General features: G+C 68.9%; 16 protein-coding genes and 1 pseudogene. 13 read left to right on the top strand and 4 right to left on the bottom strand.

Translation table 11 applies throughout. The annotated features are described in order from the left end of the window. The first annotated feature begins 3 nt into the window (after positions 1 to 3). Positions 4 to 573 carry a DinB family protein gene (locus tag SK571_RS24915; protein ID WP_319986501.1) on the top strand — a complete coding sequence of 190 codons (570 nt, stop codon included), beginning with the start codon at positions 4 to 6 and terminating at the stop codon, positions 571 to 573. Here the strand turns inward: SK571_RS24915 and SK571_RS24910 are convergent. After that, the gene (locus tag SK571_RS24910) at positions 504 to 1,631 is read right to left on the bottom strand and encodes an MFS transporter (RefSeq protein WP_319986500.1); all 1,128 of its coding nucleotides are present in this window, start codon (positions 1,629 to 1,631) and stop codon (positions 504 to 506) included. The genes SK571_RS24915 and SK571_RS24910 overlap by 70 nt on opposite strands. A 120-nt stretch (positions 1,632 to 1,751) precedes the next feature. Between SK571_RS24910 and SK571_RS24905 the strand changes: the two genes are divergently transcribed. The 3 genes from SK571_RS24905 to SK571_RS24895 are packed head-to-tail and all read left to right on the top strand — an operon-like array spanning position 1,752 to position 4,272. Next, the gene (locus SK571_RS24905; protein WP_319986499.1) at positions 1,752 to 2,237 is read left to right on the top strand and encodes a phosphatase PAP2 family protein; all 486 of its coding nucleotides are present in this window, start codon (positions 1,752 to 1,754) and stop codon (positions 2,235 to 2,237) included. 8 nt (positions 2,238 to 2,245) lie between these two features. Next, entirely contained in the window at positions 2,246 to 3,625 is a 1,380-nt protein-coding gene (locus SK571_RS24900; protein WP_319986498.1) for a sensor histidine kinase, read from the top strand. Then, a complete protein-coding gene (locus SK571_RS24895; RefSeq protein ID WP_319986497.1) occupies positions 3,622 to 4,272 on the top strand; it encodes a response regulator transcription factor in 651 nt (216 codons plus the stop codon). The genes SK571_RS24900 and SK571_RS24895 overlap by 4 nt, the downstream gene beginning before the upstream one ends. A gap of 7 nt (positions 4,273 to 4,279) precedes the next feature. On the opposite strand, the gene SK571_RS24890 is transcribed toward SK571_RS24895, so the two are convergent. Beyond that, positions 4,280 to 5,860, bottom strand: coding sequence for a solute symporter family protein (locus SK571_RS24890; RefSeq protein ID WP_319986496.1), 1,581 nt, complete (start codon positions 5,858 to 5,860; stop codon positions 4,280 to 4,282). Positions 5,861 to 5,863: 3 nt separating this feature from the next. Beyond that, complete coding sequence (locus tag SK571_RS24885; protein ID WP_258948828.1) at positions 5,864 to 6,280, bottom strand: DUF485 domain-containing protein; 417 nt, start codon at positions 6,278 to 6,280, stop codon at positions 5,864 to 5,866. 297 nt (positions 6,281 to 6,577) lie between these two features. Here SK571_RS24885 and SK571_RS24880 point away from each other — a divergent pair. The 9 genes and pseudogenes from SK571_RS24880 to SK571_RS24840 form a co-directional block, all read left to right on the top strand. Further along, positions 6,578 to 7,903: pseudogene (locus tag SK571_RS24880) on the top strand (OFA family MFS transporter); the annotation flags it as partial. A 122-nt stretch (positions 7,904 to 8,025) separates the two neighbouring features. Further along, the gene (locus SK571_RS24875; protein WP_319967897.1) at positions 8,026 to 8,151 is read left to right on the top strand and encodes an MFS transporter small subunit; all 126 of its coding nucleotides are present in this window, start codon (positions 8,026 to 8,028) and stop codon (positions 8,149 to 8,151) included. After that, positions 8,151 to 10,244: a sensor histidine kinase gene (locus SK571_RS24870; protein ID WP_319986494.1), complete on the top strand. Its 2,094-nt coding sequence runs from the start codon at positions 8,151 to 8,153 to the stop codon at positions 10,242 to 10,244. The genes SK571_RS24875 and SK571_RS24870 overlap by 1 nt, the downstream gene beginning before the upstream one ends. Next, positions 10,241 to 10,639 (top strand): roadblock/LC7 domain-containing protein, encoded by a 399-nt coding sequence (locus SK571_RS24865; protein ID WP_319986493.1) that lies wholly within the window; start codon positions 10,241 to 10,243, stop codon positions 10,637 to 10,639. The genes SK571_RS24870 and SK571_RS24865 overlap by 4 nt, the downstream gene beginning before the upstream one ends. Further along, positions 10,636 to 11,163, top strand: a complete 528-nt coding sequence (locus SK571_RS24860; RefSeq protein ID WP_319986492.1) for a DUF742 domain-containing protein — start codon at positions 10,636 to 10,638, stop codon at positions 11,161 to 11,163. Before SK571_RS24865 ends, SK571_RS24860 begins: the two co-directional genes overlap by 4 nt. Positions 11,164 to 11,216: 53 nt before the next feature. Further along, entirely contained in the window at positions 11,217 to 11,807 is a 591-nt protein-coding gene (locus SK571_RS24855; protein ID WP_319986491.1) for a nitroreductase family protein, read from the top strand. Continuing rightward, entirely contained in the window at positions 11,798 to 14,713 is a 2,916-nt protein-coding gene (locus tag SK571_RS24850) for an AfsR/SARP family transcriptional regulator (protein WP_319986490.1), read from the top strand. Before SK571_RS24855 ends, SK571_RS24850 begins: the two co-directional genes overlap by 10 nt. Before the next feature lie 509 nt (positions 14,714 to 15,222). Then, positions 15,223 to 15,771 carry a Uma2 family endonuclease gene (locus SK571_RS24845; protein WP_266039622.1) on the top strand — a complete coding sequence of 183 codons (549 nt, stop codon included), beginning with the start codon at positions 15,223 to 15,225 and terminating at the stop codon, positions 15,769 to 15,771. A gap of 143 nt (positions 15,772 to 15,914) precedes the next feature. Then, entirely contained in the window at positions 15,915 to 18,062 is a 2,148-nt protein-coding gene (locus SK571_RS24840; protein WP_319986489.1) for a terpene synthase family protein, read from the top strand. Here the strand turns inward: SK571_RS24840 and SK571_RS24835 are convergent. Further along, the gene (locus SK571_RS24835) at positions 18,046 to 19,032 is read right to left on the bottom strand and encodes an alpha/beta hydrolase (RefSeq protein WP_319986616.1); all 987 of its coding nucleotides are present in this window, start codon (positions 19,030 to 19,032) and stop codon (positions 18,046 to 18,048) included. The two genes, SK571_RS24840 and SK571_RS24835, sit on opposite strands and share 17 nt — an antisense overlap. Positions 19,033 to 19,044 lie beyond the last annotated feature (12 nt).

The following is a 19,044-nucleotide window of genomic DNA, read 5'->3' as shown; positions in this document are numbered from 1 at the left end:
GGCATGATCGCTCACGACCTCCAGCGCTACCTCCAGAACTCGCGCGACTCGGTGCTGTCCTCTTTGGACGGCCTGAGCGAGTACGACGTCCGGCGCCCGCTCGTGCCCAGCGGCACCAACCTGCTCGGCCTGGTGAAGCACCTGGTCGGCATCGAGTTCGGCTACCTCGGCGACAGCGTCGGCCGTCCCGCGCCGGTGACGCTGCCGTGGAACGAGGACGGGTCGGTCTGGGAGAACGGCGACATGTGGGCCAAGCCGTCCGAGTCCCGCGAGTACCTCGTCGACCTGTACCGCCAGGCCTGGAAGCACACCGACGAGTCGATCGCGGACCTGCCGCTGGACGCGCCGGGCTCGGTGCCGTGGTGGCCGGAGCACAAGCGGCAGACCACGTTCGGGCACCTGCTCGTCCGCGTCACGGCCGAGACCGCGCAGCACGCCGGGCACTGCGACGTCGTGCGCGAGCTGATCGACGGCCGGTCCGGCGCGGACAACCCCGACGGCTACTACGACCTGGTCCTGAGCATGGCGAGCGCACCGATCACCGGACCGGGCACGAGCAGCAGGAACGCATAACGCCAGGTCACGGCGTCGGCGAGCAGCGGGACGAGCTGGATGCTGACCACCGTCAGCCCGAACCCGACGGCGGTCAGCGCGGTGAGCGCCGTCCCGACGTAGCGCGGGTCGGCGACCTCGCTCAGCGACGCCGAGAACACCCCGGAGTCCGCGATCACCGATGCGCCCCACACCGCGCAGAACGCGATCAGCAGCGACGTTCCCCAGGCGAGCGGCGAGAGCAGGCAGCAGAGCCCGCTCACCGTCAGCGCTCCCACGGCGGCGGGCGCGCGCCCGAACCTGTCCGCCGCCCAGCCGCCCGCGAGACAGCCGGCGAACCCGGCCACGCCCATCGTCAGGAACACCGTGACACCAACGGGTTCGCCCGAACTCAGCAGGAACGCCGGCAGCCACGTCCACAGCGCGTACAGCTCCCACATGTGCCCGAAGTAGCCGAGGTTCACCAGCCGCGGCTTGCGCTCCCGGAACATCTGCACGGCATAACGCGGGTTGAGCTGCGCGGTCGTGGCGGTCAGGAACGGCCCCGGCCGAACGAACAGCAACGCCACCACGGCACCCAGCAGAGCGATGGCCGCGGCGGCGAAGAGCACCTCGCGCCAAGGCAGCCGCCCGAACACGTGGGGGAGCGCCGAGCCCAGCGTCAGCGCCCCGATCAGCACACCCAGCGCCCGTCCGCGGTTGCGCGGCTCCGACCAGGACGCCATCAGCTTCATGCCCACCGGGTAGACGCCGGCGAGCGCCACCCCGGTCAGGAACCGCAACGGGATCGCGGCGCCCAGCCCGTCCACGAACAGCCCGAGCACCAGCGTGAACACCGCGCCCAGAGCCGCGGAGCAGGCGAGCAGCAGGTGCGGGCGGAGGCGGTCGGCCAGGTTCAGCACCGTGGCCCCGACCGCGCCTGTCACGAAGCCGAGTTGCACGGACGCGGTCAGCCACACCGCGGCACCCGCGCTGATGCCCCACTCGGCCTGGAGAGACGGAACGACGGCGGACATCGAGAACCACACGGCCAGGCCGAGGACCTGGACGAGTGCGATGGCCGCTCGCTGGATCAGCACCTCGTGCATTCTCCACGCTCTGGCCGTCGCCGCAGCACGGCGGCGCCTTGTCGAAAGTAAGGGGCATCCGGTTCCGAAGGGCAGGGGCGCCGGCGCCGGCGCCTTCGTAGGTTCGGCTGGGTGACTTGGCTGACTGTGGGCACCGACGCGGTGCTCGGTGTGTTCGCGTTGATGTTCTTGTTGTTGTGGTTCCAGCACAGGCTGCGGGCGTTCCTCGCCGGTGCCGGTGTGGTGGTGGCGTACGCGATCAGCGAGGTCGTCAAGCTGGTCGTGCAGGAGGAACGGCCCTGCCGCACGGCGCCGTCGATCGCGGAGTGCCCGGAGCCGGGTGACTGGTCGTTCCCCAGCAACCACTCGGTGATCGCCGGTGCGTCCGCGATGGCGATCTGGGCGCTGCACCGGACCTACGGCTGGGTGGCGGCTGTGTGCGCGATCGCGGCGGCGTCGTCGCGGGTGATCGTGGGTGTCCACTATGTACACGACGTCATGGCCGGGCTGGCGCTCGGAGCGTTGGTGTCGTGGGGGATCGCGGTGCTGCTGGACAGGAGGCAGCGGCGCGGTGAGGTGGCGGACGCGCCGACCGTGGTGATGCAGCGACTGCGATGATGGTTGCCGTGTGGGAGGTTCTGCTCTACCTGGTCCTGTTCGGCGCGGCTTTCACCGTGGTGCGCAACCGGCCCGCGGTCGCACTGGGAACCGCACTGGGGACCTGGCTCGTCTGCTACCTCGTCACCGTCGACTTCGACGTCAGGGTGGTGGCGCTGGCTCCCGCACTGGCACTGGTCAGCTTCCTCGCCGGACGCAACGCCGAGGACCCCCGGCCCACCGCCATCGCACTGACGATCGCCGAGATCGCCGGTGTCGTCGTCGCTCTCACCGAGCGCGGTGGCTCCGACACCGCGCTCGCCGTCACCTCCGGCATCGGCGTGCTCGGTGTCGTGCCCTGGGCCTTCGGCCGGTTCCGGCGCCGGTACGCGGAGCTGCGCGAGGTCGGCTGGGAGCACGCCTCGTTGCTGGAGCGCAGCGTCGAGAACGCCCGCAACGCCGAACGCGCCCGGCTCGCGGGCGAGATGCACGACCTCGTCGGTCACGAGCTGGCACGGGCCGCGTTGCTGACCGGCGCGCTGGAGCTGGAGCCGACGCTCACCGCACAACAGCGCGAGGCAGCCAAAACCGCCCGTGCCAGCGTCACGGCCGCGGCCGAACGGCTGGCCGACGTCATGCAGGTGCTGCGCGCCGACGAGGACGAACCCGTCGCGACGATCGAGGAGGTCGTTGCCAGGAGCGGACTCGACGTCGAGCTCGTCAACGGCCGCAGGACCGCCATCGACGGCATCATCGCGCGGACCGTCCACCGGGTGACGGCCGAAGCCCTGACGAACGTGATCAAGCACGCTCCCGGCGCGAAGGTCACCGTGAGCCTGTCCGCGAACCTCGAGCTCCGCATCACCAACGGCCCGGCGCCCAAGACCCAGGCGGTCGGCAGCGGCAAGGGCCTGGTGGGCCTCGCCGAACGAGTCGCGCTCGTCGGAGGCTGGTTCGAGGCAGCGCCCTCCGACGACGGAGGGTTCGAGGTCAGGGCGAAGCTCCCGGAACGCCCACGTGCCCGGACGACGCCCACACACGTACGCCGCGAACGCACGGAGAAGGAGCTTCGCAAGAGCGCCAAACGCACGGTCCTGATCACCACGGTCGTGTGCGCGGGAATCGCGGTCGGCGTGCCCGGCTACATGGTGTTCGACGCCGTGACGTCCGTTCTCACACCACAGCAGTTCGAACGGGCACAACTCGGGCAACAAGAGGACGCCCTCGACCTGCCGCTGCGCACCCGCGTCGACAACCCGCTCGGCGTCACCGCCCCGCCGGACACCGAGTGCCGCTACTACAGCACGCACCCCAACCCGTTCGACGGCGACCGTCACGACCTGCACCAGCTGTGCTTCCGGGATGATCGGCTCGTGTCCAAGCAGTGGCTCGCCAGGAGGAGCGGTTGATCAGGGTCGTGCTCGCGGACGACGAACCGGTGGTCAGGTTCGGCGTGAAGGCCGTTCTCGGCACCGCCGGGGACATCGAGGTGGTCGCCGAGGCGGAGAACGGGAGCGCGGCGATCGACCTCGTGGCCCGGCACCGGCCCGACGTGGCCGTGCTCGACATCCGCATGCCCGTGTTCGACGGCCTGGACGCGGCCAAGGTGATCCGCGAGTGCCATCCAGGCACGAAGACGCTGGTGCTGACCACGTTCGCCGACGACGCGTACATCAGCCGGGCGCTGGGGGAGGGCGCGGCCGGGTTCGTGCTGAAGACCGGCGACCCGCAGGAGATCATCTCCGGGGTCCGCGCCGTCGCGAACGGCGGCGCGTTCCTGTCGCCGATGGTGGCGAAGCGAGTCGTGGACCAGCTCTCCCACGCGCACCCGCGACCGCTTGCGACGCAACGGATCGAGGTCCTGACCGCGCGGGAACGCGAGGTGCTCGGCCTGGTCGGCGTCGGCCTGTCCAACGCCGAGATCGCCGCCCGCATCCACGTCGTCGAGGGCACCGTGAAGGTCTACGTCAGCACGATCTTCCGGCAGCTCGGGGTCCGCAACCGCGTGCAGGCCGCGATCATCGCCCACGAGTCGGGGATCATCCCCGGAAACTAGTGCAGGGCTACGTGCGGGCGCCGATGCCCGAGATCGCCCGGACTTCCATCTCCGCCGCCTTGGCGGCCAGCTCCGGCTCGCGCTTGGAGAAGATCGTGGCGAGGAACCCGCACAGGAACGAGAACGGGATCGACACCAGGCCGGGGTTGCCGAGCGGGAACCACGCGAAGTCCAGGTCCGGGAAGATCGACGTCTTCGCGCCGGACATCACCGGCGAGAACAGGATCAGCACCAGGCACGAGCCCAGGCCGCCGTAGATGCTCCACAGCGTGCCGGTGGTGTTGAAGCGCCGCCAGAAGATCGTGTAGAGGATCGTCGACAGGTTCGCCGAGGCGGCCAGGGCCAGCGCGAGCGACACGAGGAACGCGACGTTCTGCCCGTTCGCCGCGATGCCGCCGATGATCGACAGGATGCCGACCACCACGGCCGTCAGGCGCGCGACCCGGATCTCCCTGCGGGGCTCGGCGTTGCCGCGCTTGATCACGTTCGCGTAGACGTCGTGCGCGAACGAGGCGGAGGCTGCCAGTGTCAGGCCGGCGACGACCGCGAGGATCGTGGCGAAGGCGACGGCGGACACGACGCCGAGCAGCACCGCGCCACCGATCTCGAACGCGAGCAGCGGTGCGGCGGAGTTCTCGCCACCCGGTGCCGCGGCGATCTTGTCGGTGCCGACCAGGGCCATCGCGCCGAAGCCGATCACCAGCGTGCACAGGTAGAAGATGACCATTGTCCAGGTCGCCCACACGACCGAACGACGTGCCTCGGAGGCGTTCGGCACGGTGTAGAAGCGCATCAGCACGTGCGGAAGCGACGCGATGCCGAGCACCAGCGACAGCGCCAGCGAGACGAAGTCCAGTTTGGACATCGCGCTGAAGCCGTACTTCGCGCCCGGATCCAGCACCGCCTCACCGAGCTTGTTGTTCTCGGTGGCCTGCTGCATGATCGCCGACAGGCTGAACCCGAACTTGCCCAGCAGGAAGACGCTCATCAGCGTCACGCAGAGCAGCAGCAGGACGGCCTTGATGATCTGCACCCAGGTCGTGCCCTTCATGCCGCCGACCAGCACGTAGAGCACCATGACCATGCCGACCAGCGCGATGAGGATCGCCTGGCCCCACTTCGAGGTCACGTTGAGCAGCAACGCGATCAGGCCGCCGGCGCCCGCCATCTGCGCGATCATGTAGAAGAACGAGATCACCAGCGTCGCGTTCGCCGCGGCCGCGCGGACCGGGCGCTGCTTCATCCGGAACGCCAGCACGTCGCCGACGGTGAAGCGGCCGGTGTTGCGCAGGCCCTCCGCGATCAGCAGCAGGCCGACCAGCCACGCGACGACCCAGCCGACGGAGTAGAGGAACCCGTCGTAGCCGTGCGCCGCGATGCCGCCGGAGATGCCGAGGAACGACGCGGCGGACAGGAAGTCGCCGGACAGCGCCACGCCGTTCTGGGCGCCGGTGAACGAGCTGCCGGCGGCGTAGTAGTCCGACGCCGTCACGTTCCGGCTCGAAACGCGGTAGACGATGTAAAGGGTGATCAGGACGAACACCGCGAAGACGCTGAGGTTCAGCACCGGGTTGCCGGTGGTGGGCATGACTTACTCCTCGACGCCCGTCTTCTCGGCGAGCAATTTCCGCTGCGGGTCCAGTCGTCGCTTTGCGTAACGGGCATAACCGAGCGTGATGATGATCGAAGTCACAAACTGTCCGAGGCCCAGCAGGATCCCGAGGTTGATCACGCCGATCACCTTGGTGCTGACGAAGTCTTTCGCGTACGCGGACAGCAGTACGAAGGTCAGGTACGACGCGAGGAAAAGCGCGGTCATCGGGAAGATGAACGTCGTGAGCCGCCGACGGAGGACGCGGAATTCGTCGGTCTGCCGAATCAGCTCGTAGTTCGGTGTGCCGTCGGAATCGACGTACGACAAAGTCTCCGGGTCGTCGAACGACGCGAAACCCCGGATTTCCCGGTACTCGTGCTGTGCTTCGCCAGGCGACCTGATCGCCTTGGTCATGTACCCCTGCCCCTCGTGTGCGGCGCCCACTGTAGCGCTCTCACGTGTGCAGTCAACGTGACGGAGAACCCGGAAACGGACGAAACCGGACCAATGCCGAACGCTGACCGGACTGAAACCGGACTGAAAGTCCGACACCCATTCGTCTCAAATGGTTCGAACCAGGCTTTGTATCATGTGGACGGTCGCGAGTTGCATCAGGTGCAACACCTGAAGCCTTGGTCAAGCCCGTTGTCGCACGTGTGCACCTGGCCTAGGATCGGCCGGTCCGCGTTATTGGTGACGGTTGGGGATAAAGTGGGGTTCTTAGCGCGCGAACGCCAAGTCGCGCCTCCCGGATGGAACCGCTGGCTCGTTCCGCCCGCGGCTCTGGCGATTCATCTCTCCATTGGCCAGGCCTACGCCTGGAGCGTCTTCAAGACGCCGCTGGAGAAATCTCTCGGCATCACCGGAACGCAGTCCGCACTGCCGTTCCAGCTCGGCATCGTGATGCTCGGGCTCTCCGCCGCCGTGCTCGGCACGACGGTGGAGCGCAGGGGCCCGCGCTGGGCCATGCTGATGTCCCTGATCGCCTTCTGCTCCGGCCTGCTGATCTCGGCGGTCGGCGTGTGGGCCGGTCAGTACTGGGTCGTCGTCCTCGGCTACGGCCTCGTCGGCGGCATCGGTCTCGGCATCGGCTACATCTCGCCGGTCTCGACGCTGATCAAGTGGTTCCCCGACCGGCCGGGCATGGCGACCGGCATCGCGATCATGGGCTTCGGCGGCGGCGCGCTGATCGCGTCACCGTGGTCGACCTCGATGCTGACGGCGTTCGGCGCCACCACGTCGGGCATCGGCAAGGCCTTCCTCGTGCACGGCATCGCCTACGCGGTCTTCATGAGCGTCGGCGTGCTGCTGATCCGCCTCCCCTCCCCGGAGTTCACGGCGGAGAAGGTGGCGTTGCTCAAGGACAAGCCGAAGGCCAACGTCGGCTTCAACGTCTCCGCGAACAACGCGATCAAGACGCCGCAGTTCTGGCTGCTGTGGGTCGTGCTGTGCTTCAACGTCACCGCGGGCATCGGCATCCTGGAGAAGGCCGCGCCGATGCTGGTCGACTTCTTCAAGGAGTCCTCGACGCCCGTCGCCGCCACCGCGGCCACCGGTTTCGTGGCGCTGCTGTCCGCCGCGAACATGGCGGGCCGGTTCGTCTGGTCGTCCACTTCGGACGTCGTGGGCCGCAAGAACATCTACCGCCTCTACCTCGGTGTCGGCGCGCTGCTCTACCTGGTGCTGCTGACGGCCGGCTCGACCAGCACCCCGCTGTTCGTGATCGCGGCGATGGTGATCCTGTCGTTCTACGGCGCGGGCTTCGCGACCGTCCCGGCGTACCTGCGCGACCTGTTCGGCACCTACCAGGTCGGTGCGATCCACGGTCGCCTGCTCACCGCGTGGTCGGTGGCCGGCGTCCTCGGGCCGCTGATCGTCAACGCCATCGCGGACGCGGGCAAGAGGGCCGGCCACGTCGGTCCTGACTTGTACGCGACGTCGTTCTACATCATGATCTCGCTGCTGGTCGTCGGTTTCGTCGCGAACGAGTTGATCCGCCCGGTCAACCCGAAGTTCCACGAGCCGCAGGCCGCTGAGGAGACCGGCAAGCCCTCGCCCCAGGGCGACGACGAGGCCACGGTCGCCAAGTGGAACGAGGCCGAGGCCGCCGAAGCCGCCGAGTCGGCGGACGAGGAAAAAGCGGAAGGCGTGGTGAAGAAGTGAGCTCACCCCAAGAGAGCCGATCAAGCACGTTGCTGCTGATCGGTGCGTGGTTGTGGGTGGGCCTGCCGCTCGCCTACGGCCTGTACCGGCTCTTCCTGAACGCGGCCAAGCTCTTCGTCTGATGTTCAACGCGCTCGTCAACTGGCGCAACTGGCGCCTGCCGGTGAAGCTCGCCGCGGTGTTGATCGTTCCGGTCACCATCGCGGTGGGCTCCGGCGTGCTGCAGATCAACTCCCAGATCGACCGTGCCGAGACCTACGCGGCGCTCCAGCGACTGGTGAAGGTCCGTGCCGCCCTGATCCCCGTGATCGAGGGCGTGCAGATGGAACGGCGGATCGTCGCCGAGGGCGTCGGCCCGCAGCTCCTGACCGAACAGGTCCAGCGCACCGACGACGCCCGCGAGGCGCTGCGCGCCCAGATCGCGAAGACCTCGCTCGGCGAGGTCGTGACCGCCCGCATGAACGACGTGCAGGGCCGCATCGGCGACCTGCCCGCGTTGCGCGAGCGGGCGGGCGGCGACGTACCGGCCGTGATCAAGACCTACAGCGAGCTCACCGACTCGTTGCTCGACGTGGACGAGGTCATCGCGAGCGAGTTCGGCGACGCCGCGCTGCTGCGCACGGCCATGGGCCTGCACCACGTGGTGCACGTGCGCGACCAGGTCCTGTACCAGCAGGCGGTCGTGCTGTCCGGGCTCACCCGCGGTCAGCTGACCAACGCGGAGGTCCGGTCGCTGGTCGAGTCGAACGTCAAGCTCGGCTACATCGCGGGCGAGTTCGCCGCGCTCGCGACCTCGGACCAGATGAAGACCTACGGCAAGAACTTCAACGGCCCGGACATCGAGGCCCAGCGCACGATGCTGGCCGCCGCGGTGCTGCACCCGACCTCCGACGCGCCGAACCCGGGCAACGGCACCAACGCCGCCAGGCCCAAGCCGCTGCCGATCGCGGCCGCGGACTGGAGCAGGGCGACGGGCGCCGTGGTGGCGTCGATGGGCAGCGTGGTCACGGGGTTGCAGGACGACCTGCGCGCCACCGCGGACCGCCTGCGCGACGAGTCCAGCGACGCCGCAGGCACGGCGTCCGCGATCCTGTTCGCCAGCCTGATCCTGGCCGCCACCATCGGGTTCGTCGTCGGCCGCTACCTGCTGCGCTCGCTCAACGCGCTGCGCCGCTCCGCACTCGACGTGGCCTGGGACAAGCTCCCCGAGATGGTCGCGACCGGACGCGGCAGCACCGAGATCGAGCCCGTGCCGGTGCACACGACCGAGGAGTTCGGCCAGGTGGCGCGCGCGTTCGACGCGGTGCACCAGCAGGCCGTGAAGTCGGTCATCGAGCAGGCGGGCATGCGCGCGAACATGCGCAACATCTTCGTGAACCTCTCGCGGCGCAGCCAGAGCCTCGTCGAACGCCAGCTCAAGCTGATGGAGGAGCTGGAGAAGTACGAGGAGGACCCGGACCAGCTCGCGAACCTCTTCAAGCTCGACCACCTCGCCACCCGGATGCGCCGCAACAACGAGAACCTGATGGTGCTCTCCGGCGGCGACGTGGCGCGGCGGTTCCACAAGCCCATCCCGCTCACCGACGTGCTGCGCGCGGCGGCCGCGGAGATCGAGCAGTACCAGCGGGTGATGGTGCACACGGCACCGAACGCCGAGGTCGTCGGCTACGTGGCGAGCGACCTGGTCCGCCTGCTCGCCGAACTCCTCGACAACGCGACGGCGTTCTCGCCGCCGCACACCCAGGTCTCGATCAGCGCGTCGATCGAGGCGGGCGACATCGTGCAGATCGACGTGGTCGACCAGGGCATCGGCATCGACCCCGAGGCGCTCGAAGGCGTCAACCAGCGGCTCGAGGCCGCGGGGGAGGGCGTGGACGTCCAGGTCTTCCGCGAAATGGGACTTTTCGTCGTCGGAAGGCTCGCCGCACGCCACCAGATCGTGGTACGTCTGGATGCGAAGCAAGGTGCCGGGACTCGCGCGATCGTGTTGGTTCCGGCCGAACTGGCACCACGACGGCAAGAGTCCTGGGAGTCTTTCCGAGGGGAGACGATCGAACGGCAGCGAGCTTCGTGGTTCCAGCAGACGACGCAGGCCGCCGCACCGCCGCCTCCCCCCGCGCCCGCACGCCAGACGCCGGAATCGGCCCGGGGCTTCCTCGACGCCTTCCAGCGGGGTGTGCAACGCGGCCTTCCCGAAAACCAGGAGAGTCGATGAGCACGCAGGTGGACCAGTTCGGCTGGCTGGTCACCAACTTCGCCGAACGCACCCCCGGCATCGAGCACGCCGTGGTGATCTCCGCGGACGGCCTGGTGTTGATCTCGTCCTCGAAGCTGCCGGCGCACGTCGCACCGCAGTTCGCGGCGATCGTGGCCGGCGTGGTCTCCCTCGCCGAGTCCGCGTCGAAGTGCTTCGCCGGCGAGGCGGTCGTCCGCACGGTCGTGCAGATGGACAGAGGCGTGATGCTGCTGTCCTCGATCAGCGACGGCTCCGTCCTCGCGGTGCTGGCGACGTCCTCCGCCGACGTCGCGCAGATCGCCTACGAGATGACCGTCGTCGTGCGGCAGGTGGGCCAGCTGCTCACGCCCGAGCTGCGGGCCGAGCTCGCATGAGAGAGCCCGACGAACAGGTCAACTTCGGCGATCTGATCAGCGGTTTCAGCTTCGACAGCGAGAGGATCCGCAAGCGGGGCAAGAAGAAGCCCGAGCGTTCCGCGGAACCCGTCCAGAAGCCGGACCCGTACGCGACGCTGGCCTTCGAGCCGGTCCCGCCGCTGCCGTCCGTCGAGACGGGCATCGACTCGTCGTCGTCGATCGTGCGCGCCTACGCGTGGACCGGCGGCCGCACCACGTCCGACGTGCACCTGGAGATCGAGACCCTGGTCTCGGTCAACGAGTTCTCGTCCACGGCCGTGCGCCCGGAACACCAGGACGTGCTGGCCCTGTGCAGGCAGCCCCGTTCGGTGGCGGAGATCGCCTCCCTGCGCGGGCTGCCGCTGGGTGTCACGAAGGTGCTGCTCGGCGACATGGCCGGACACGGGCTGATCGACGTGCACCGCACGGCGTCGTCGTACGGCGGCGACAGGCCGGACGGGATGCTGCTGGAACGGGTGCTGGCAGGGCTTCGCCGGCTCTGAGTGGGCGAGCCCGGCCGCTGATACGGTCGAGGCTCGACTATCTGGGGGTCGCGATGGAGTTCCAGGACGTGGTCCGCCGCCGGCGCATGGTGCGCAAGTTCACCGATGAGCCGGTCAGCGACGAGAGCATCCAGCGGATCATGCGCAACGCCGTGCGCGGTCCGTCGGCGGGGTTCTCGCAGGGCCAGGGTTTTCTCGTGCTGCAGGGCGAGCCGTTGCGGCGGCTCACCGAGATGTTCGAGTGGTGGGGCGGGGAAGAGGCGAAGACGGCGCCGGTCGTCGTCATCCCGTTCTCGGCCAAGGCCGTCTACCTCGAGCGCTACTCCCAGTCTGACAAGGCCTGGACCTCGCTCGGCGAGGAGGACCGCTGGCCTGTGCCGTACTGGGACATCGACACCGGCATGGCCGCGTTGCTGATCCTGCAGACGGCCGTGGACGAGGGCCTGGGCGCCGTGTTCTTCGGCACCGACAAGGAGACGTGGCCCGAGCTGCGCGCGGCGTTCGGGGTGCCGGACGTCTACACACCGATCGGGATGATCGCGATCGGGCACGCCGCCGAGGAGGACGTGTCCGAGGGCGCTTCGCCGCGCACGCGCAAGCGCAAGCCGTTCGACGAGGTCGTGCACTGGGGTCAGTGGCAGTGAGGTCGTTCGGCCTGCTCGGGCCGCTGGACGTGGTGCTCGACGGGCGCCATGTCCACGTCCCGCAGGGGAAGCGGCGCGTGGTGCTCGCTGCCCTGCTGCTGCGTCCGGGCCAGGTGGTCGGTGTCGACGAACTCGTCGAGCTCACCGGCGGCTCGCGCAACGCCCTGCAGACCGCGGTCGGCCGCCTCCGCGAGGCACTGCCCGGCATCGTGCTGACCAGGCCCGGCGGGTACCTGCTGGACGTGCGGCCCGACGAGGTCGACGTCCACCGGTTCGGTCAGCTGGAGCCGGCGGAGGCGCTGGCACTCTGGCGCGGCCGCCCGTTCGCGGACATCGGCAGCGACGCGCTGGAACGCGACCACGTGCCCGCGCTGACCGAGAAGTACCTGGCAACGCTGGAAGCCCGGATCGAGGCCGACCTGCGCGCGGGCCGGCACGAGCGACTGGTGCCCGAACTGCGGTCGCTCACCCGCCAGCACCCGACCAGGGAACGGATGTGGGCGCAGCTGATCGTGGCGCTGCACCGCTGCGATCGGCAGACCGAGGCGTTGCAGGCCTACGACGACATCCGCGGCAGACTCGCCGAGGAGCTCGGCCTCGACCCCGGCAAGGACCTGCAGCAGGCGCACCAGCAGGTGCTCACGGCCGACAACCGGCCACGCGTGCGCAACGACCTGCCCGGCGACATCGCCGACTTCGCGGGCCGTGCCTCCGATCTGGACGAGATCCTCGCCGCCGTACCGTCCGGATGTGTCGCGATCACGGCCATCGACGGCATGGCGGGTATCGGCAAGACCACGATCGCGGTCCGCGCCGCCCACCGGCTGGCCGCTCGCTTCCCGGACGCGCAACTGTTCGTGGACCTGCACTCCTACACGGCGGGCGTCGAGCCGCGCACACCGTCGGACGCGCTGCTGGAACTGCTGACGGCACTCGGCGTGCCCGCGCAGGACATCCCGGACGGCCTGGACGCCCGCGCCGCCCGGTGGCGGGCGGAAATGGCCCACCGCAAGGCACTCGTGGTGCTCGACAACGCGGGCAGCACCGCCCAGGTCCGCCCGCTGCTGCCCGGTACGGGCCTCGTGCTGGTCACCAGCAGGCGCCGCCTCGTCGACCTGGACGCCGCCCACACGATCTCGCTGGACGTGCTGTCCGAAGAGGACTCCCTGAACCTGTTGGCGAGCATCGCCCGCAGGAAGGACGAGGACTGCCGGGAGGTCGTGCGGCTCTGCGGGTACCTCCCGCTGGCCGTGCGGATCGTCGGTGCCCGCTGGCGCACCCGACCGGCCTGGTCCGCACGGGACCTCGTCCGCCGCCTCACCGAGCAGCGGCTGACGGAACTGACCGCGGGGGAACGCAGCGTCGCGGGCGCGTTCGCGTTGTCCTATCAGCAACTCACGCCCGAGCAGCAGCGCCTGTTCCGGTGTCTGGGCCTGCACACCGGCGAGGACTGGGACGCGCACCTCGCTGCCGCCGTCATCGGCACCACCCGTGCCGAGGCCGAACGGCTGCTCGACGAACTCCTGGACGCGCACCTGGTGCAGCAGAAGGAGAACGGCCGCTACCGCTTCCACGACCTCCTGGCGGACCACGCCAAGGCGTCGGTCGATCCGGCGGAGAGGAAGGAGGCGATCGCGCGGATCCTCGACCACTACCTGCGCGGCGCGGAGGACTCCGCGCGGAGGATCGCCCCGGGCCGTCCGGAACTCGACTCCGCCGTCACCCACGAGCTGGTCGACCCGCCGCAGTTCCGCACCCCGTTCGAGGCACTGGCGTGGCAGGAGGCCGAGCGGCTGAACCTCAGGGCCGCCGTCTACCTCGCGGCGTACGAAGGCTTCTTCCACCACGCGTGGCAGCTACCGCACCAGTTCGCCCATTACCTGCTGTTGCGCGGCTCCGGCAGGGAGCGGGTCGAGGTGCTGAACGTCGCCCTCGGCGCCGCACGCCACCTCGGTGACCTGAAGGCACGCGCGGAAGCGTTGCGGGGCTTGGGTTCGGCGTACATGGAGGACGGCGACCCGAAGGCGGAGAAGGACCTGCGCGAGGCGCTCGACCTCATGCGGCAGATCGGTGACCTGCGCGGTGAGGCGTCCGTGATGGGCCTGCTCGGCATGATCGCGCGCGAACGCAACGAGTACGACAGGTCTCTGGACTACTTCGAACGCGGTGTCGTGCTGATGCGGCAGGCGGGTGCGCCGACCGGGGTGGCGGCCGCACTGCACCACATCGGCATCCACCACGCCCAGCTGGGCCGGACCGAGGAGGCCTTGGCGTACATGGGCGAGGCCGTCGCGTTGATGGAGGAACACGGTGATGTCCGGGCCACCGCCTTGACGCTGCACAACATCGCTCATGTGCACTTCGACGCGTTCGCCGACGAGGAGTGCCTGGTCCACGCGGACCGGTCGCTGGTCGCCTACCGCGAGTCGGCCGATCGCCGCGGGGAAGCGCTCGCCCTGACCGACTACGCCTACTGGCGTTACGAAATGGGCCACCACACCGTCGCACGTGAGCTGGCGCGTGAGGCGGTACGACTGTGCCGGACGTACACGAACCTCCCCGACGACCACGCGGTGCTGGCGTCCATGGAGGACGTGCGAGACCACATCGGACAGGCCGCGTTGCTCGTCTCCCTGTCACTCGACGCCCAGCTGGGCGGAAGACCGGCCGAGGCCCTCGGCCACCTGCACCGGTGCCTGGTGATCGTGCGGGAGCGCAGCTGGTGGAGCGTGGACCGCGTGCTCGGGCAGCTCTCCGCCGTGCACCTGGCGCTGGGCGACCGGGCCGCCGCCGTCCGGTGTGCCGAGGAGGCGGTGGCCGCGGCCAGGAGCACGCCCCAGCCGCGGGCCGTCGCGTTCGCGGAACAGACCCTCGCTAGAGCGAAAGCCCCAGCGCCACCAGCGTGATCACGGCCGCCGCCAGCACGGCGAAGGCCACCCACTGCGCGATCCTGTCCGACGTCCTGCGCATCCTCTGCTCCCCTCGGTGGTGTCGCCACCGAGGGTGGTGAAGCCCGTCCCCACATCGTCCCCACCGCGATCACACCGATTCAGGGGAATGCGACCGGGTATTGCTCCAACAGAGTGCTTGGCTCGTCCGTAAGATTCCGTTAGGGTCGCATTCGCGGGCAATTGACAGGGCGGTGTGCGTTATCAAAAATCGCCCGAAAATTGATCAGAAATTAGCCACTTGTTCGATTGAAACCATCACGCTGCTCCGTCCGGGTGGTGCCTTCCACGGCAGGACCAACCGTCGCTCACCCTGCGGGACGGTGGTGACGAGGGCGTGTGCGTGCAGTGGTGCGGGGTCGGCCAAAAGGGGCTTGCGAGTCGTGAGAAACGGACCAGTCTTGTCTAATGGCATCGCCGGGATCCGTCCGGCGGGCAGTGGCCACGACACGGGGGTGGAACGCACCATGGGTGGTGTCCCTACGTTTCCCCACGGCAGACCACTGACGTGGGCGGACCTGGAGGCGATGCCTGATGACGGGCACCGTTTCGAACTCGTCGACGGGGTGCTCGTCATGAGCCCCTCACCCCGCCCCGTGCACCAGCGGGTCGTCGCCCGGCTGCTGGTGGCGCTGACCGCTGTCTGCCCACCGGAGCTCGAGGTCCTCCCGGCTCCGGTCGACGTCGTGCTCGCCGACGACACGGTCTTCATTCCCGACCTGGTGGTGGGCCGGCGCGAGCAGTTCTCGAAACAGGCGCTCATCGGGCCGCCGGTGCTGGCGGTCGAGGTCCTGTCGCCCCGCACGCGGCACGTGGACCTCGAACTCAAGCGGGCGAAGTTCCAGGAAGTCGGCTGCGAGAACTACTGGATGATCGACTACGACAGTCCGTGGCTGCGGTGCCTGCACCTCGAAAACGGCGTCTACGTCGAGCAGGCCCGTTCCGAAGGTGAAGAAATCATCGAGCTGCAATTCCCGTTCGCGGTGAAGCTCAGCGCCCAGTCGCTCGTGCGCTGAGTGTGCGCGGGGTGAACCGGGTTGGGCTGAACGGGCGACAGTGATCCACGCACGTGTGGATCACTGTTTCACCATCTGGCGTCCCCGTGCGTCGGGCTGGTTGCGTGCAGTGCGTCAGCCCAACGCGCGGAGGTCCAACGCACATGCAGCCGTTCCAGCTGCCGGAGTTCTACACGCCCCACCCGGCCAGGCTGAACCCGAACCTCGAACGCGCCCGCGTCCACACGCGCGCCTGGGCACGCGAGATGGACATGATCGACGTGCCGCAGCACGGCACCGTCATCTGGACGGAAGAGGACCTGGAGTCGCACGACTACGCGTTGCTCTGCGCGTACACCCACCCCGACTGCGACGGTGAGGCGCTCGACCTCATCACCGACTGGTACGTGTGGGTTTTCTACTTCGACGACCACTTCGTCGAGCTCTACAAGCGGAACCCGGACATCCAGGGCGCGCAGGCCTACCTCGACCGGCTGCCGCTGTTCATGCCGGTCAACGGTGCCATCACGGCCACACCGGAGAACCCGGTGGAGAAGGGCCTCGCCGACCTCTGGCGGCGCACCGTGCCCACCCACTCGCTCGACTGGCGCGAACGGTTCGCCGCCAACACCAAGCACCTGCTGGACGAGTCGATGTGGGAGCTGCACAACATCAGCGCCCGCAGGCTGTCCAACCCCATCGAGTACATCGAGATGCGCCGCAAGGTCGGTGGCGCGCCGTGGTCCGCGAACCTCGTCGAGCACGCCGTCGGCCTCGAAGTGCCCGCACGCATCGCCCTGTCCCGGCCCATCGGGGTCCTCAGGGACACGTTCAGCGACGCCGTGCACCTGCGCAACGACCTGTTCTCCTACGAACGCGAGGTGCTCGACGAGGGCGAGCTCTCCAACGGCGTGCTGGTGTTCGAGAAGTTCCTCGACCTGCCCACGCAGCAGGCCGCCGAGGCCGTCAACGACCTGCTGACCTCCCGGCTGCACCAGTTCGAGCACACGGCGCTCACCGAGGTGCCGATCCTGCTGGACGAGCACACCATCGACCCCATCGGGCGCGCGGCCGTCCTGGGCTACGTGAAGGGCCTGCAGGACTGGCAGGCGGGCGGCCACGAGTGGCACCTGCGGTCGTCGCGGTACATGAACAAGGACCCGAAGCCCCAGCTGGGCGTCTTCGGCTCGTACGCCAAGACCATGCCGCAGCGGCTCAGGCAGTTCTCCAGCACGCCGAAGATCGTCGAGCCGTACACGCTGCCGTCCTTCGACGTCCCGTTCACGCTGACCCTGTCGCCGCACCTCGACCAGGTGCGCGAGGAGATCATCGGGTGGGGCCGGGAGATGGGCATCCACAGCGAGGGCATCTGGGACGAGGCCAAGCACCGCGGGTTCGACCTCGCGCTGTGCTCGTCCGGGCTGGACCCGGACGCGACCCCGGCCGAGCTGTTCCTCTCGGCGTGCTGGCTGACCTGGGGCACCTATGCCGACGACGTCTACCCGTGGGTGTTCGGGCGCCTGCGCGACCTGGCCGGCCTGAAGCTCCAGACCGCACGCCTCAAGCAGTGCATGCCGCTGGACATGGTGCTGACCCTGGTGCCGGTCAACGCCATGGAACGCAGCCTGGCCGACCTGTGGCAGAAGACCGCCGGCCCCATGTCCGCCGAGTTCCGCGCGACGTTCCGGCAGACCGTGGACGACATGGTCGACGCGTGGATGTGGGAAGTCGTCAACATCCAGCAGAACCGCATTCCGGACCCGATCGACTACCTGGAGATGCGGCGGTCGACGTTCGGTTCCGAACTGACGACCTCCCTGTCGCGTTTTTCGCATTCGACCACGGTGCCGCCGGAGATCTGGGGAACCCGGGTCATCCAGACCATGGAGCGGTCGGCCATGGATTACGCCTGCCTGGTCAACGACGTGTTCTCGTACCTGAAGGAGATCCAGTACGAGGGCGAGGTGCACAACATGGTGAGGGTGATCGAGAACTTCCTCGGTGTCTCGCAGTCCCGCGCTTTCGAAGTGACCTTCTCGTTGATGGACGCCCGCCTCGGGCAGTTCCTCTCCTCGGTCGAGACGCACCTGCCGCAGATGTTCGAGGACTTCTCACTGGACTCGGCCACGCGGGCGTCGCTGACCCGCTACGCCGACGAGCTGAAGGACTGGATCGTCGCGATCCTCAACTGGCACGAGGAGACCAGCCGTTACGGCGAGGACGAGATCCGGACCCCGGTGAAGGTGGGAGCGTTCAGCCAGGGTCCGTCGGGCATCGGCACGTCGGCCGCCCGGCTCACATCCCGAACCTAGAACCCAGCCAGGCGCGGGTCGCGTCGCGGTAGTCCTCCGCGTTGCGGTGCAGTCCGAGCGAGTGACCCGCGCCCGGCAGCACGTACGTCTGCAGCTGGGCTTCCGGCCGGTAGTACGGGGCTTCCTGGGCGCGCAGGTTCGCGGCGTCCGAGCAGTCGCGCAACGCCAGCAGGCCGCAGAACAGCACGTCGTCACTGCCGACCGCCTGGAACACCGGCACGTCGATGCCGTACGTCGTGGGCAGCACGATGCCGAACACGGCCACGGTTCCCATGCCCGGCACGGAAACCTGGTCCTTCGTGGCCTCGTCCGCGTCCACCACGGCCTGCTCGGCGCCGTCCACGGCGTAGAACAACCCGGCCCGTGCACCCGGCCGTGTCGTGAAGTACAACGGGTCGCTGCCGAGCTTCGCCAGCAGGTCGTCGAGGAACACGGGCTGAAGTCCCAGCGCCGCACCGAGTGTCAGCACCGGGACGGCCGGCATGTGCGTCATGCCGGACAGGACCACGCCGTCGACGTCGTGGTAGGTCGCGGCCTCCAGCGCCACGATGCCCGACCCCACGGAGTGCCCGACGATGACGACCTTGCGATAGGCGGTGCCACCGACACGACCGGCGCGCAGGTGCTGCACCACCTCGTGCATCGTCCGCGCCTCAACGGAAATCAGCAGCGGCAGGCTGGGCGGGTGCGTCGAAGCACCCGTGCCGAGCCGGTCGACCGCGAACGTCGCACGACCTTCGCGGGCCATGTTCCGCTGGTACGAATAGGACTCCGGCACGCCCGGCAGGTCCCAGTACGCGCGGTTGTACGTGCCGCCGTGCACCAGCAGCTGGACGGAGTCCGGGTTCACGCCCAGCGGCTTGCAGAGCTGACCGGAGATCGTCGCGGTGCCGGTCGGGCCGGACACGGGCAGGGTGGTGAGCGAACAGTCGGCACCGGAGGCGTGCGCGGCAGGCGTCAGCGACGTCATCGCCAGCACAGC

It is taken from the genome of Lentzea kristufekii, from assembly GCF_033949925.1.
In the GTDB taxonomy this organism is placed as follows: Bacteria; Actinomycetota; Actinomycetes; order Mycobacteriales; family Pseudonocardiaceae; genus Lentzea; species Lentzea kristufekii.
This window is presented reverse-complemented; position numbering and strand designations above follow the sequence as displayed.